This is a genomic window from Neisseria sp. HMSC061B04 (genome assembly GCF_001836705.1).
Classification (GTDB): Bacteria; Pseudomonadota; Gammaproteobacteria; order Burkholderiales; family Neisseriaceae; genus Neisseria.
In genome coordinates this window covers 1-341 of the sequence record NZ_KV830186.1, presented here as the reverse complement: position 1 = coordinate 341, position 341 = coordinate 1, and the positions used below count along the sequence as shown (strand labels likewise).

The following is a 341-nucleotide window of genomic DNA, read 5'->3' as shown; positions in this document are numbered from 1 at the left end:
GATTCCCAGCCGTTTTTTGCCGCTGTACAGCCTGTTGCGGTAAGCTCTACAAGCATTGTTTGATTTTGGCGGACAAAATGGACGCGGCCATAAAGTACATCTTCATCGCCCATCAGCCAGCATCTTTCATAAAAACGACCGCCCGAACCTTTTGATTCTTTGTAGATTCCGAAGCCCATAATTTCATACATCAGCATTGATGCTGCTTTTACAAAGTCTTCATCTTCTAAAAGGCTGATTCTTGTTCCGTACTTGTCAAAAAATGTACGCTCATGAAATGAAAAACTGATTTGATCAATAAAGGAAGAATCTGAAACACCACGACGGAGCGGAACACCTAA

General features: G+C 42.2%; 1 pseudogene. It reads right to left on the bottom strand.

The annotated features are described in order from the left end of the window. Positions 1-341: pseudogene (locus tag HMPREF2661_RS11150) on the bottom strand (replication initiation factor); the annotation flags it as partial.